This is a genomic window from Streptomyces sp. 13-12-16 (assembly GCF_002114215.1).
In the GTDB taxonomy this organism is placed as follows: domain Bacteria; phylum Actinomycetota; class Actinomycetes; order Streptomycetales; family Streptomycetaceae; genus Streptomyces.
Genome location: NZ_NCTE01000343.1, coordinates 1 through 14,812, shown reverse-complemented (window position 1 = coordinate 14,812; position 14,812 = coordinate 1). Strand labels below are relative to the sequence as shown.

The following is a 14,812-nucleotide window of genomic DNA, read 5'->3' as shown; positions in this document are numbered from 1 at the left end:
CGCTCCTCCTCCTCGGCGCGCAGCCGCGCGAGCTGCTCCTCGCGCTCGCGCTCCAGGCGCTCCTCCTCGGCCTTGCGGGCCGCCTCCTCCTCCGCCTTGCGGCGGGCCTCCTCCTCGGCCTTGCGGCGTGCCTCCTCGCGGGCCTGGATCTCGGCCTCGGACAGCGGCAGCACCTGGTCGAGCCGGTGCCGGATCACCGTGGTGACCGCCTCCGGTTCCTGGCCGGCGTCGACCACCAGGTAGCGGCCGGGGTCGGCCGCGGCCAGCGTGAGGAAACCGGCCCGCACGCGCGCGTGGAACTCGGCGGGCTCCGATTCCAGCCGGTCCGGCGCCTCGGTGAAGCGCTCCCGCGCGGTCTCCGGGGCCACGTCCAGCAGCACCGTCAGATTCGGGACCAGTCCGTCGGTCGCCCAGCGGTTGATGCGGGCGATCTCGGTCGGCGACAGATCGCGCCCGGCGCCCTGGTAGGCGACGGAGGAGTCGATGTACCGGTCGGTGATGACGACGGCGCCGCGCTCCAGGGCGGGCCGTACGACGGTGTCGATGTGCTCCGCGCGGTCCGCGGCGTACAGCAGTGCCTCCGCACGGTGCGAGAGTCCGGCGCTGGAGACGTCCAGCAGGATGGAGCGCAGCCGCTTGCCGACCGGGGTCGCCCCGGGTTCACGGGTGAGGACGACCTCGTGGCCCTTGGCCCTGATCCACTCGGCGAGGGCCTCGGCCTGGGTGGACTTCCCGGCGCCGTCGCCGCCCTCCAGGGCGATGAAGAAGCCGGAGGCGGCGGGCGTCTGGTCCGGGTCGGCGCCGCCGAGCAGCGCGTCGCGCAGGTCCTGCCGCAGCGGTACGCCGGAGCGGTCGTCGACCTTGGCCAGCACCAGCGCGGCCACCGGCAGCAGCAGCGCGCCGACCAGCATCAGCGTGAAGGCGGCGCCGCCGTGCGCGAAGACGAACCGGCCGTTCTCCAGCCGGTGCGGCCCGATGGCCGCGGCGACCAGGGGGGCGATCACCGCGCCGAGCGCCACGAAGACCCGGACCACCGCGTGCAGGTGCTCGGTCGTACGGGTCCGCCGCTGGTCCTCGGCCTCCTGGTCGAGCAGCGTGTGCCCGGTGTTGGCGGCGAGCCCCGCGCCGACACCGGCCAGCGCCATGATCAGCACCACGCTGGTGACGTCCGGTACGAGTCCGGCGGCCAGCAGCGCGACGCCCGTGAAGGCGAGGGCGAGCGCGAGCAGCCGGCGCCGGGACAGGGACGGCAGCAGGGCGGGAGCCGTACGGATACCGACGACGACACCGCCGGTCAGCGCGCCCACCAGCAGGCCGTACAGCACGGGGCCGCCGCCCAGGTCCTTGGCGTGCAGCACCGACACGGCGACGGCGGCCGACACCGCGGCGGCGACGGACGCGGACGCGAGCACCAGCAGCGGCATCGCACCGGTGCGGCCCTTGTCGGAGCCGCCGGCGCTCCTCGGGCGGCGCAGCCCCTCCAGCGGGGACCGTGCGCGCGGGGTGCGGGCGCCGGGCAGTTCCAGGAAGGTCAGGACGGACAGCGACGCGGCGAACAGCCCGGCCGCGACGTACGAGGCGAGAGCCGCGCGGTGTTCGCCGAACCAGTCGATCCCGGTGCCGAGCAGGTTGTTGAGCAGGGACGCGACGACGAGCGTGACGGCCGCGAGCGGTATCGCCACGAAGCCCGTGCGCAGCGACAGCCGGCGCAGCGCGTCCATGTGGTCGGGCAGCGGGCGCACGGTCGCGCCCTCCGGGGGCGGGGCGGGCAGCAGGGCGGGCGCGGCGCTCTCCCGGCACACCGTCCAGAACCGCTCGGCGACCCCGGTCACGAAGGCGGTGACGAGGAGCACGGCCAGTGCGTCCTCGGGCGTCCAGTCGATCCACAGCGGCGCCACGATGAGCAGCGCGGCCCGCAGGCCGTCCGCGCCGACCATGGTCCAGCGGCGGTCCAGCGGTCCGTCCTGCGAGGTGAGCGACGTGAGCGGACCGAGGAGTACGGCGCCGAACAGCAGCGTCGCCAGGATGCGTACCCCGAAAACGGTCGCCACTGCGAACGCCACGCCCCGGTAGCCACCGCCGAAGGACCCCTCGGCGACCGCCGCCTGCAGGGCCAGGAGGACCAGTACCAGGAGGGCGAGGACGTCACCGACCCCGCCCACGAGCTGCGCGCTCCACAGCCGTTTCAGCTGGGGTCGGCGCAGCAGGGCGCGGACGGCACGCTCGCGGGAGTCCGCGACGAGGGCGTCGTCGGGGTGCGGTTGAGGGGCCGTTGGCTGCTCGGCTCGCGTCATGCGTTCAGCCTATCGGCCCGCGCCGACAGCTCGGCGCGACGCGCCTGGCATGCACACGCCCCGACGCCGAAGTGTTGTCGGGGCGTTCGCATTCCGAACCCTCGGCGAAGATCTCCGCGGACCCTTCACCGCATCACCGAAGATCCCCCGCGAGGGCTCAGTCCTCCGCCGCGTTCGAGGCGGTCGCCTTCTTGGCGACGGTCTTCTTCGCGGTCGTGGTCTTCTTCGCCACGGTCTTCTTGGCCGCCGCCGTCTTCTTCGCCGGAGCCTTCTTGGCCGCCGTCTTCTTGGCGGTGGCCTTCTTCGCCGTCTTCTTGGCGGGGCCCTTCGCCCGCTTCTCGGCGAGCAGCTCGAAACCGCGCTCCGGGGTGATCTCCTCGACGCTGTCGCCGGAGCGCAGCGTCGCGTTGGTCTCCCCGTCGGTGACGTACGGCCCGAAGCGGCCGTCCTTCACCACGACCGGCTTCTCGCTGACCGGGTCGGTGCCCAGCTCCTTCAGCGGCGGCTTGGCCGCGGCCCGACCGCGCTGCTTGGGCTGGGCGTAGATCGCCAGCGCCTCCTCCAGCGTGATCGTGAAGAGCTGCTCCTCGGACTGCAGCGACCGCGAGTCGGTGCCCTTCTTCAGGTACGGCCCGTAGCGGCCGTTCTGCGCCGTGATCTCCTGGCCCTCGGCGTCCGCACCGACCACGCGCGGCAGCGACATCAGCTTGAGCGCGTCGTCCAGCGTCACCGTGTCCAGGGACATCGACTTGAAGAGGGAGGCCGTACGCGGCTTGACCGCGTTCTTGCCGGTCTTCGGGGTGCCCTCGGGGAGGATCTCCGTGACGTACGGGCCGTAGCGGCCCTTCTTGGCGACGATGTCGTGACCGGTGTCCGGGTCGGTGCCCAGGACGCGGTCGCCGCTCGGCTCGGCGAGCAGCTTCTCGGCCAGGTCGAGGGTCAGCTCGTCCGGCGCCAGATCGGCCGGGATGTCGGCGCGCTGGTGCTGCTCGGTGTCCTTCTCCCCGCGCTCGATGTACGGGCCGTAGCGCCCGACCCGCAGCACGATGCCGTCGCCCACCGGGAACGACGACACCTCGCGCGCGTCGATCGCGCCCAGGTCGGTCACCAGCTCCTTGAGACCGCCGAGGTGGTCCCCGTCGCCGTTGCCGGCGTCGGCCGCGTCACCGTTGCTCGCGCCCTCACCGAAGTAGAACCGCTTCAGCCACGGCACCGCGCGCGCCTCGCCCCGCGCGATGCGGTCGAGGTCGTCCTCCATGCGGGCGGTGAAGTCGTAGTCGACGAGCCGGCCGAAGTGCTTCTCCAGCAGGTTGACCACGGCGAAGGAGAGGAAGGACGGCACCAGGGCCGTGCCCTTCTTGAACACGTAGCCGCGGTCGAGGATCGTGCCGATGATCGACGCGTACGTCGACGGACGGCCGATCTCCCGCTCCTCCAGCTCCTTGACCAGCGACGCCTCGGTGTAGCGGGCCGGGGGCTTGGTGGCGTGCCCGTCGACCGTGATCTCCTCGGCGGTGAGGGCGTCGCCCTCGGTGACCTGCGGCAGCCGGCGCTCGCGGTCGTCGAGCTCGGCGTTCGGGTCGTCGGCGCCTTCCACGTACGCCTTCAGGAAGCCGTGGAAGGTGATCGTCTTGCCGGACGCGCTGAACTCGACGTCCCGGCCGTCGGCCGCCGTGCCGCCGATCCTCACCGTGACGGAGTTGCCGGTGGCGTCCTTCATCTGCGAGGCGACGGTCCGCTTCCAGATCAGCTCGTAGAGCTTGAACTGGTCGCCGGTCAGCCCGGTCTCGGCGGGTGTACGGAAACGGTCGCCCGAGGGGCGGATCGCCTCGTGCGCCTCCTGCGCGTTCTTGACCTTGCCCGCGTAGGTGCGCGGCTGCGGGGGCAGGTAGTCGGCGCCGTACAACTGAGTCACCTGGGCGCGGGCGGCGGCGACCGCCGTCTCGCTCAGGGTCGTCGAGTCCGTACGCATGTAGGTGATGTAGCCGTTCTCGTACAGCTTCTGGGCGACCTGCATGGTCGCCTTGGCACCGAAGCCGAGCTTCCTCGAAGCCTCCTGCTGCATCGTCGTCGTACGGAACGGGGCGTACGGCGAGCGGCGGTACGGCTTGGACTCGACGGAACGCACGGCGAACCGCGTGTTCTCCAGGGCGGCGGCCAGGGCGCGGGCGTTGGCCTCGTCGAGGTGGAGGGTGTTCGCGCTCTTCAGCTGTCCCAGGGAGTCGAAGTCGCGGCCCTGCGCGACCCGCCGCCCGTCGACGGTCTGCAGGCGGGCGACCAGCGACGAGGGGTCCGACGCGTCACCCGCGCGGCCGGTCGCAAAGGTGCCCGTCAGGTCCCAGTACTCGGCGGAACGGAAGGCCATGCGCTCGCGTTCCCGCTCCACCACGAGCCTCGTGGCGACGGACTGGACGCGGCCGGCGGACAGCCGGGGCATGACCTTCTTCCACAGGACCGGCGAGACCTCGTAGCCGTAGAGGCGGTCGAGGATGCGGCGGGTCTCCTGGGCGTCGACCAGCTTCTGGTTGAGCTGGCGCGGGTTGGCCACGGCCGCGCGGATCGCGTCCTTGGTGATCTCGTGGAAGACCATCCGCTTGACCGGGATCTTCGGCTTGAGCACTTCCTGCAGGTGCCAGGCGATGGCCTCGCCCTCGCGGTCCTCATCGGTGGCGAGGAAGAGTTCGTCGGACTCCTTGAGCAGGTCCTTGAGCTTCTTGACCTGGGCCCGCTTGTCCGCGTTGACCACGTAGATCGGCTGGAAGTCGTGGTCGACGTCCACACCGAGGCGGCGGACCTCGCCGGTGTACTTCTCCGGCACCTCGGCGGCGCCGTTGGGAAGATCGCGAATGTGCCCGACGCTCGCCTCGACGATGTAGCCGGGGCCGAGGTAGCCCTTGATCGTCTTCGCCTTGGCAGGCGACTCGACGATGACGAGTCGGCGGCCGCCCTTCGCGGTCTCGCTGGTCGGGGACAACTTCGCTCTTCTCTCCGGTCGACGCTTGGGGCTCCCCAGGCGGTCTCCCCCGGGGTCGGGTCATGGTGACGCTGCGGAGTGTGACGGTACATCCCGCCCCCGTGTCAAACGGGAAAAGCCCGCAACGGCCACTCGAACGGTAACCCGACTACCACCGTTCCTGCCGCCCGGAGTGTCCAGACTCCGCCCGCGCTTATGCGGAGCGCTATCTACCGGTTACCGGGAGCTGTTAGGGTTCCGCGCTCCTCACAGGCGGGTCAGACACCATGCGCCGAGGACCAGGGAGATCATCGCGAACAGTCCCGCGACGGTGGCCGATGCGACGGGGCTCACACCCTGGGCGACGGGGCGGTGCTGCCGCGCGCGGGTCACGGTCCAGGCCAGCAACCCGCCTCCGAACAGGCAGAACACCATCCCCGCGAAGATCGCCGGTCCGCTCTCCATGGTCGCCCGATGCCCTCTTTCCCGTCCGCCGGTACCGGCCCCGGGGTGACGCTGCCACGCCCGGGCGGCGGGCAGACGAATCGGAGGTGAACGGGAGGGCCACGGACCTGATCGCGTGTCCGGAAACCGGCCCGGGGGCCCTTTCACGGAAATTCCGGATCGGTGCGAAAGGGCCGGGGCGGCCGCTGTGGCCGGCGTGAAGGAAGCGGCGGAAGACAGTGACGTGACTCATGAGGCGGCCCGCCGGGGTACCTCATGGGACCGCCGCGGGACCGCCGCCGCTCGTGTCAGCCGACGGGCTCCAGGAACCCCTGCTCCACCAGCAGCCGGATCTGGGCCGGCGTGCGGTCGCGCAGCAGCACGGGGTCCTCGCCGAGGAGCTGGGCGATGGCGTCCAGGATCCGGCCCGCGCCCATGGTGCCGTCGCACACGCCCGCGAAGCCCGCGCCGATCGTGTCCACCTTGGTGGCCCGGCGCATCCCGCGGTTCTGCCGCAGCACGACGTGCTCCGGGTCCTCGGCACCGGGCAGCCCGACCTGCTCCTGCACCACCTCGGCGGCCAGCGCGAAGCGCGCTTCGAGGAGCGCCGCGTCGTCGTGCGTCCGCAGGTAGTCGAGCCGGTCGAAGTGCGCCCGGACCGTCTCGCCGAGCGGCTGCTCGACCGGGTGCGGCCACTCCTCCACCGTGATCGACTCCGCGGCGGAGCCCGACTTGCGCAGGGTGATCCAGCCGAAGCCGACCGCCTTCACCTTGCGCGCCTCGAACTCGTCCAGCCACGCGTCGTACCGCGCCCGGTACTCGGCCTCGTCACCGCGGTGGTCGCCCGCGTCCCGCAGCCACAGTTCGGCGTACTGGGTGATGTCCTGCACCTCGCGCTGCACGATCCAGGCGTCGCACCCGCGGGGCACCCATGACCTGAGTCTGTCCTGCCAGTCCTCCCCCTCGACGTGCTGCCAGTTGGCGAGGAACTGCGCGAACCCGCCCTCGTTCAGCCGTTCCCCCGCCTCCTGAACGATCGTGCGGCACAGATCGTCCCCGCCCATCCCGCCGTCGCGGTAGGTGAGCCGGGCGCCCGGCGAGATCACGAACGGCGGGTTGGACACGATCAGGTCGTACGTCTCGTCGTCCCGGACCGGCGTGAACAGCGAGCCCTCGCGCAGGTCGGCGGCCGGGACCCCGGAGAGGGCCAGGGTGAGCGCGGTGATGTGCAGGGCGCGCGGGTTGACGTCGGTGGCCGTCACGCGCGTGGCGTGCCGGGCGGCGTGCAGCGCCTGGATGCCGGAGCCGGTGCCGAGGTCGAGCGCGGAGGCCACGGGCGTACGGACGGTGATGCCGGCCAGGGTCGTGGACGCCCCGCCGACGCCGAGCACGACCCCCTCGTCGCGGCTGCCGATGCCCCCGGCGCCGCCGACCGCGCACCCGAGGTCGGACACGATGAACCAGTCCTCGCCGCCCGGCCCGCCGTACGGCCGTACGTCCACGGCCGCGGTGAGCTCGTCCGCGCCGGCGCGCGTCAGCCATCCGCTCTCCAGGCAGACGTCCACGGGCAGTACGCCGGCCACGCGCGCGTACGGCACGGGCTGCTGCAGCAGGAACAGCCGTACGAGCATCTCCAGCGGCGTGTCCCCGCGGGTGGCCCTCAGGGCGGGCACGGTCTCGCTGCGGGCCAGCGCCGCGTAGGCGGGGGCGCCGAGCAGTTCGAGCAGTCCGTCGGCGGTGAAGGAGGCTCCGAGCAGCGCGTCCCGCAGCCGGGCGGCGGCTTCGGGACGGTCGGACGAGGGCAGGGGCGGCAGGCTGGCGTCACTCACGCCCTCCATTGTGGCCGCCGCCCTCACCCGGCGCGTCCCGCGGCGTCAGCTCTTGGTGGCCCCAGCCGTCGCGGTGGCCGTCTGGCAGCTCGCCTGCCGGGACATGGCCTCGCCGACCTCGCCCTCCTCCAGCGTGCTGAGGGCGTCGCTGCCGCTCTTGCCGAGCTTGTCCAGCTCGGCGGCGATGTCCTTCAGACCGTCGGCGAACTCCGCCTGGTCGTCCGTGTCGAGGCCGTCGACCTGCTTCTTCAGCGAGGCGTACGACGCGGAGATGTCGTTGAGCTCCTTGACCGCGTCCGTCTGCTTCTTCTCCCCGTCCTCGACGTCCGGCGCCCCGGCCTTGTCCACGGCGGCGCCGATCGCCTTGTAGGCGTCGGACATGTCCTGGAAGGCCTTCGAGTCGGCCTTCTGGACCTCTTCCGGCGTGCTGTTGTCCGAGGTCTCCTTCTGGATCGCGGCGTTGGCCGACTTGATCTTCTCGGCCTGCGGCTTCACCGCGTCGCAGACCTGCTTCGCCCAGGCGTCCAGCTTCTCGTTGTTGTCGTCGCCGCCGCATCCCGTCAGCGCCAGTACCAGTACCGCACCGCCGGACAGTGCGGCCGCGAGCTTCTTGTTCACCGGATTGGTCCCTTCCATGGCCTTCGGCCCCGGAACATACACGCCGGATGGCCTACACCCACCCGTCGCACATCCGATAAGGAACTTTTGAAGCCATTTGCACCACGCGAGAGAAGGCTCACGGCATGGGCCCCACGCGCGGGGAAAGGGCGGGCGGCGCGTCAATACGCGCTGCCCGCCCGCACCTTGATCAGGTGTCCGCCGTCCGGCTCTAGGAAACCACCGCCGGATCGGCCGACTTGGGCTCCGGCTCGGAGTCGTCCTCGTCCTCCACCGCGATGCCGCGCCGCTTGGACACGTACACCGCGCCGACTATGACGAGCAGCGCCAGGACCGCGACGAGCACCCGCATCCCGACGCTCTTGTCCGCGCCGTAGGAGAACTTGATGACCGCGGGCGCGATGAGCAGCGCCACCAGGTTCATCACCTTCAGCAGGGGGTTGATCGCGGGTCCGGCGGTGTCCTTGAAGGGGTCGCCGACGGTGTCGCCGATGACGGTGGCCGCATGGGCCTCACTGCCCTTGCCGCCGTGGTGGCCGTCCTCGACGAGTTTCTTCGCGTTGTCCCAGGCGCCACCGGAGTTGGCGAGGAACACCGCCATCAGGGTGCCCGCGCCGATCGCGCCCGCGAGGAAGGCACCCAGGGCACCGACGCCGAGCGTGAACCCGATGAAGATGGGCGCCATCACGGCGAGCAGTCCGGGCGTGGCGAGTTCGCGCAGGGCGTCCTTGGTGCAGATGTCGACGACCTTGCCGTACTCCGGCTCCTCGCTGTAATCCATGATCCCGGGCTTCTCGCGGAACTGCCGCCGCACCTCGTAGACCACCGAACCCGCCGACCGCGACACCGCGTTGATCGCCAGCCCCGAGAAGAGGAAGACGACCGCCGCGCCCGCGATCAGGCCGACGAGGTTGTTGGGCTGGGAGATGTCCATCATCAGGCTCATCGGCGCGCCCTCACCGCTGAGCCGCTCACCCACGTCTCTCGCGCCGGTGGTGATGGCGTCCCGGTACGAGCCGAACAGCGCCGCCGCCGCCAGTACGGCCGTGGCGATCGCGATGCCCTTGGTGATGGCCTTGGTGGTGTTGCCGACCGCGTCCAGGTCGGTGAGCACCTGGGCGCCCGCGCCCTCCACGTCACCGGACATCTCGGCGATGCCCTGCGCGTTGTCGGAGACCGGGCCGAAGGTGTCCATCGCGACGATCACACCGACCGTGGTGAGCAGTCCGGTGCCGGCCAGCGCCACCGCGAACAGCGCCAGCATGATCGACGTACCGCCGAGCAGGAACGCCCCGTACACGCCGAGGCCGATCAACAGGGCGGTGTAGACGGCGGATTCGAGACCGATCGAGATGCCGGAGAGGACGACGGTGGCCGGGCCGGTGAGCGAGGTCTTGCCGATGTCCCGCACGGGGCGCCGGGTGGTCTCGGTGAAGTAGCCGGTGAGCTGCTGGATGAGGGCGGCGAGCACGATACCGATGGCCACCGCGACGAGCGCGAGGATCCGCGGGTCGCCGTCCTTGCCCAGGATCGCCTCGTCGGTGACGCCGTCGAGATCGGCGTACGACGACGGCAGGTAGACGAACACGGCGATCGCGACCAGGACGAGGGAGATCAGCGCGGAGATGAAGAACCCCCGGTTGATCGCGCTCATGCCGCTGCGGTCGGCGTGCCTCGGGGCCACCGCGAAGATGCCGGCCATCGCGGTGAGGACACCGATGGCGGGCACCAGCAGCGGGAAGGCGAGCCCGGCGTCACCGAACGCCGCCGAGCCCAGGATCAGCGCGGCCACCAGGGTCACGGCGTACGACTCGAACAGGTCGGCCGCCATGCCCGCGCAGTCGCCGACGTTGTCGCCCACGTTGTCGGCGATGGTCGCGGCATTGCGCGGATCGTCCTCCGGAATGCCCTGCTCGACCTTGCCGACCAGGTCGGCGCCGACGTCGGCGGCCTTGGTGAAGATGCCACCGCCGACCCGCATGAACATCGCGATCAGCGCGGCCCCGAGACCGAACCCTTCGAGCACCTTCGGGGCATCGGCCGCGTACACCAGCACCACGCAGGAGGCGCCCAGCAGGCCGAGGCCGACGGTGAACATGCCGACGACGCCGCCCGTACGGAAAGCGATCTTCATCGCTTTGTGCGAGACGGCGGTGAGATCCTTTTCCGGCTCGCCCTCGGCCGGAGTCGCTTCGCGCGCCGCCGCGGCGACCCGCACATTGCTGCGCACGGCGAGCCACATACCGATATAGCCGGTGGCCGCCGAGAACGCCGCTCCGATCAAGAAGAACACCGACCGCCCGGCACGCTGATTCCAGTCGTCCGCGGGCAGCAGCATGAGCAGGAAGAACACGATCACGGCGAATACGCCGAGGGTGCGCAGCTGACGGGCCAGATAGGCGTTCGCGCCCTCCTGGACCGCTGCCGCGATCTTCTTCATGCCGTCGGTGCCCTCACCGGCCGCGAGAACCTGGCGCACCAGGACTCCGGCGACCACCAGTGCCGCCAGCGCGACGACGCCGATGACCACCACGAGCAGGCGGTTGTCGTCGGTCAGCACGGCGGCTGCGAGGGATGTGGACTGGCCCGACTCTTGTGTGAGAGAAAGCCCCGCCATTCGTCCTCCTTGACGCTTGGGCTGAGCTCAAGATGTGGACGGGATTGTAGGTACCGGAAGCTGATCAAAACAGTGCGCGTGAAATGTAAATGTCCTGCACGCACTCTTCCTTAATGATCGCCGGTGGTCGGCGACCGGAAATCGGTAATGCCTTTGGAGCATTCACGTGATCGCATTTCCATGGCACGGCCGGTCGTGAACGAATTCACGCGATCAACCGCACGAGACCACTGTAAGCGCGGGCACTGACACCCGCACATGACGAAGGGCCCCACGAGGGGGCCCTTCGGAAAAACGGTCGCCGTCCGGGTGAAGCGGTCAGGCGAGGAGGGTGGCCGGCGGCACGGTGGGCCACCTCATGCGGATCGATCCGCCCTGCCGCCCCGCGCTGACCTCGACGTCGTCGACGAGTCCGCTGATGACCGCGAGGCCCATCTCGTCCTCCTCGGTCTCCGCGTCGGCGTCGCCCGGGGCGTCACCGGGCGCCCGCTCGCCGGGGGTCGCGTGGGGCGCCTCGTCGCCGACCTCGATGGAGAACTGCTTCTCCTCCTCGATCAGCAGCACCTTCACGGGGGCCGAGATGCCGCCGTTCCGGTGCAGTCCCACGGCGCGGGTGCAGGCCTCGCCGACGGCGAGTCTGACCTCGTCGAGGACGGCCTCGTCCACTCCGGCCCTGCGCGCCACCGCCGCCGCCACGAGCCGGGCGGTCCTGACGTGCTCGGGCAGCGCGCTGAAGCGGAGTTCGACGGTGGCCATGCATCCCCCTCGCGACTACGGGCGTGCTGTGGAGAGGCCGGGCCGCCGAAAGCCCGGCCCTCCTCATGGTTCTCTTCCGCCACCCGGGCACGCGGCCCGGGAGCGGGGTGGTCAGTCGGTGGCCGCCACCGCTTCCTCGACCGAGGTGTGAATCGGGAACACCTTGGTGAGGCCGGTAATGCGGAAGATCTTGAGAATACGCTCCTGGTTGCAGACCAGGCGCAGTGAGCCCTCATGGGCACGGACGCGCTTCAGGCCGCCGACCAGCACGCCGAGTCCGGTGGAGTCGAGGAAGTCCACGCCTTCCATGTCGACGACAAGGTGGAAACTGCCGTCGTTCACCAGCTCGACCAACTGCTCGCGCAGCTTGGGCGCGGTATATACGTCGATTTCGCCACCGACCCTGACGATCGTGCGATCGCCCATGGTTTCGGTCGACAGGGACAGGTCCACGGATCCTCCAGCACCTAGCTATCGAGCGGTCGCCCTTGGGGCATCTCGGCTCAGCCCCCGGGACGGTTCGCCAGCCGCGATGGCATTCAATCACTTACCGGCAGGCGTGCACGACGCCTTGGCCCCATTGTCCGTCACGCCAGTGACACACTCGGTGCCGATGGCCAAGAATCACCGATCCGATCGACCCCCGACGGACCTCCCGTCCGGGCCCGCCCCGGGCGCGGTCCTGGACCGGCTCGCGTCCGGACCGAACCGGGCTTCGCGCATCACTCATACGGAGCACTTGCCCCCGCGCGGGGGTCGCCATGCCGTCTGGCCGGACCGGATCCGTCCGGAGGTCCTCGCCGCCGTGCGGGCCGCGGGCGTCGAACACCCCTGGGCCCACCAGGCACGCGCCGCCGAGCACGCCCTGGACGGCGAGTCCGTCGTGGTCGCCACCGGCACCGCGTCCGGCAAGTCCCTTGCGTACCTCATGCCCGTCCTGTCCGCACTCCTGGACGGCGCCGAGGCCCCGAACGGCCGTGGCGCGACCGCCCTGTACCTGGCCCCCACGAAGGCCCTCGCGGCGGACCAGTGCCGGTCCGTGAAGGAACTTTCACAACCACTGGGCCATTCGGTGCGCGCGGCCGTCCACGACGGCGACACGCCGTTCGAGGAGCGCGAGTGGATCCGCCAGTACGCCAACTACGTGCTGACCAACCCGGACATGCTGCACCGGGGCATCCTGCCGGCCCACCCCCGCTGGTCCTCCTTCCTCAAGTCGCTGAAGTACGTCGTCGTCGACGAGTGCCACACCTACCGGGGCGTCTTCGGCTCGCACGTCGCCCAGGTGCTGCGCCGGCTGCGCCGCCTGTGCGCCCGCTACGGCGCCTCCCCCGTGTTCCTGCTGGCCTCCGCGACCGCCGCCGAGCCCGCGGTCGCCGCCCGCCGCCTCACCGGTGTGCCGGTCGTGGAGGTGGCCGACGACGCCTCACCGCGCGGTGAACTGGTGTTCGCCCTCTGGGAGCCGCCGCTGACCGAGCTGCACGGCGAGAAGGGCGCACCGGTCCGCCGTACGGCCACCGCCGAGGCCGCCGACCTGCTGACCGACCTCACCGTGCAGGGCATCCGCTCGGTCACCTTCGTACGCTCCCGACGCGGCGCCGAACTGATCTCCGTGATCGCCCAGGAACGCCTCGCCGAGGTCGACCGCTCGCTGGCCCGGCGTGTCGCGGCGTACCGGGGCGGCTACCTCCCCGAGGAGCGCCGCGCCCTGGAACGCGCCCTGCACTCCGGCGAACTGCTCGGTCTCGCGGCGACGAACGCCCTCGAACTCGGCGTGGACGTCTCCGGCCTGGACGCCGTGGTCATCGCCGGTTATCCGGGCACCCGGGCCTCCCTGTGGCAGCAGGCCGGGCGCGCGGGGCGGTCCGGGCGGGGCGCCCTCGCCGTCCTGGTCGCCCGCGACGATCCCCTGGACACCTTCCTCGTCCACCACCCGGAGGCCCTATTCGACCGGCCCGTGGAGTCCACCGTCCTCGACCCCGACAACCCCTACGTGCTCGCCCCGCACCTGTGCGCGGCGGCCGAGGAACTGCCGCTGACCGAGGAGGACCTGGACCTGTTCGGCCCGGCCGCCGAGGAGCTGCTCCCGCAACTGGAGGCCGCGAAGCTGCTGCGCCGGCGGACCAGGGCCTGGCACTGGACCCGCCGGGAGCGGGCCGCCGACCTGACCGACATCCGGGGGCAGGGCGGCCGGCCGGTCCAGGTCGTCGAGGCCGGCACGGGCAGGCTGCTCGGCACGGTCGACGCGGGCGCGGCCCACACGAGCGTCCACGAGGGCGCGGTCCACCTGCACCAGGGCCTGACGTATCTCGTCCGCTCGCTCGACCTGGAGGACTCCGTGGCCCTGGTCGAGCGGGCCACCCCGACGTACACGACGGTGGCCCGGGACACGACGTCGGTCTCCGTGCTGGAGACGGACAGCGAGATCCCGTGGGGCGACGGCCGCCTGTGCTACGGCTCCGTCGAGGTCACCAACCAAGTGGTCTCCTTCCTCCGCCGGCGGGTCATCACCGGCGAAGTACTGGGCGAGACGAAGCTCGACCTCCCTCCTCGCACGCTGCGCACCCGCGCGGTGTGGTGGACGGTCACCGAGGACCAGCTGGACCGGGCCCGGATCACCCCGGAGATCCTCGGTGGTGCCCTGCACGCCGCCGAGCACGCGTCGATCGGCATGCTGCCGCTCTTCGCGACCTGCGACCGCTGGGACATCGGCGGCGTCTCGGTCCCGCTGCACCCCGACACGCTGCTGCCCACGGTCTTCGTCTACGACGGCCATCCGGGCGGCGCGGGCTTCGCGGAGCGCGCCTTCCGCACCGCCCGCGCCTGGCTCACCGCCACCCGCCAGGCCATCGCCTCCTGCGAGTGCGACGCCGGCTGCCCCTCCTGCATCCAGTCCCCCAAGTGCGGCAACGGCAACGACCCACTGCACAAGCGAGGTGCGGTACGACTCCTCACCGTGCTGCTGGAGGGCACACCGGCGGAGAAGCCGGAGGGCACGGAGGATGCCGCGGGGGCGGCCGGGACCGCGGGGGCGTAGCCGGGCACAGCGCCGGCGCCCGAGCCCGACACCGGCACCGGCACCGGCACCGGCACCGGCACCGGCACCCGAGCCTGATGCGGAACGCAGTCCTGAAGCGGAATCCGGGCTTGAGCCGGAACCGGGCCCTGTTCCGGCTCCGCGCCTGGTCCGGAGCCGGGGCTGCTCACGGCGCCCGAGCGGGGCCCTGGGCCGGCCCCGACGTCCCGGGCCCGCCCGGAGCCGGACCCGGGCGCGGAGGTTCCGCCGGACCCGCAGGCCCCG

9 protein-coding genes are annotated in these 14,812 nt (G+C 71.4%); 1 reads left to right on the top strand and 8 read right to left on the bottom strand.

All coding sequences use genetic code 11. The annotated features are described in order from the left end of the window. The 8 genes from tmk to bldG form a co-directional block, all read right to left on the bottom strand. Window positions 1–2,294, bottom strand: a 2,294-nt coding sequence (gene tmk, locus B7767_RS14530) for a dTMP kinase (protein WP_085572558.1), incomplete at its 3' end; no start/stop codon positions are given. 157 nt (window positions 2,295–2,451) lie between these two features. Beyond that, window positions 2,452–5,268, bottom strand: a complete 2,817-nt coding sequence (topA, locus tag B7767_RS14525; protein ID WP_085572557.1) for a type I DNA topoisomerase — start codon at window positions 5,266–5,268, stop codon at window positions 2,452–2,454. 246 nt (window positions 5,269–5,514) lie between these two features. Continuing rightward, complete coding sequence (locus tag B7767_RS14520; RefSeq protein ID WP_030863304.1) at window positions 5,515–5,712, bottom strand: hypothetical protein; 198 nt, start codon at window positions 5,710–5,712, stop codon at window positions 5,515–5,517. Between the two features lie 287 nt (window positions 5,713–5,999). After that, the gene (locus tag B7767_RS14515; protein WP_179167152.1) at window positions 6,000–7,529 is read right to left on the bottom strand and encodes a methyltransferase; all 1,530 of its coding nucleotides are present in this window, start codon (window positions 7,527–7,529) and stop codon (window positions 6,000–6,002) included. Between the two features lie 36 nt (window positions 7,530–7,565). Further along, window positions 7,566–8,156, bottom strand: a complete 591-nt coding sequence (locus B7767_RS14510; protein ID WP_179167151.1) for a small secreted protein — start codon at window positions 8,154–8,156, stop codon at window positions 7,566–7,568. Between the two features lie 193 nt (window positions 8,157–8,349). After that, on the bottom strand, window positions 8,350–10,755 hold the full coding sequence (locus B7767_RS14505; protein ID WP_085572555.1) for a sodium-translocating pyrophosphatase: 2,406 nt from the start codon (window positions 10,753–10,755) through the stop codon (window positions 8,350–8,352). Window positions 10,756–11,073: 318 nt separating this feature from the next. Continuing rightward, window positions 11,074–11,511 (bottom strand): ATP-binding protein, encoded by a 438-nt coding sequence (locus B7767_RS14500; RefSeq protein ID WP_085572554.1) that lies wholly within the window; start codon window positions 11,509–11,511, stop codon window positions 11,074–11,076. Window positions 11,512–11,622: 111 nt separating this feature from the next. Further along, entirely contained in the window at window positions 11,623–11,964 is a 342-nt protein-coding gene (bldG, locus tag B7767_RS14495; RefSeq protein ID WP_003991900.1) for an anti-sigma factor antagonist BldG, read from the bottom strand. Window positions 11,965–12,043: 79 nt separating this feature from the next. On the opposite strand from bldG, the gene B7767_RS14490 reads away from it, so the two are divergent. Then, window positions 12,044–14,548 carry a DEAD/DEAH box helicase gene (locus tag B7767_RS14490; RefSeq protein ID WP_085572553.1) on the top strand — a complete coding sequence of 835 codons (2,505 nt, stop codon included), beginning with the start codon at window positions 12,044–12,046 and terminating at the stop codon, window positions 14,546–14,548. The last annotated feature ends 264 nt before the right edge of the window (window positions 14,549–14,812 follow it).